The sequence below is a fragment of the Paraburkholderia sp. SIMBA_030 genome (assembly GCF_046535245.1).
In the GTDB taxonomy this organism is placed as follows: Bacteria; Pseudomonadota; Gammaproteobacteria; order Burkholderiales; family Burkholderiaceae; genus Paraburkholderia.
In genome coordinates this window covers 1-272 of the sequence record NZ_JAWRXB010000543.1, presented here as the reverse complement: position 1 = coordinate 272, position 272 = coordinate 1, and the positions used below count along the sequence as shown (strand labels likewise).

Genomic DNA, 272 nt, shown 5'->3' with positions numbered 1-272 from the left:
GGCGGAAAGTCTGAGGTCCTGGACTTCAACGATGCCGTCATTCTCAATGCCGAGGTCGCGGATGACGTCTACAGCCACGTCCTGTAAGGACAACTGGGCCGGTTGGATTCCGCCCCCAACCCGGGAGTAGTTCAGGACGTCTTCCAGCATCCCCAGCATCCGCCGTCCGCTGGCACCGATCCGGTTCAGGTACTCGGCCGCCACGCTGTGGCCGCCGATGTCGGGGTCGTCTTCCACCAATTCCACATATCCAAGAATGGTGGTGAGCGGGA

Annotated in this window: 1 protein-coding gene; it reads right to left on the bottom strand. The window is 61.4% G+C overall.

Annotated elements, in window-relative coordinates; all coding sequences use genetic code 11:
- On the bottom strand, window positions 1-272 hold a 272-nt coding region (locus SB772_RS41130; protein WP_410838667.1), incomplete at both ends, for a histidine kinase dimerization/phospho-acceptor domain-containing protein.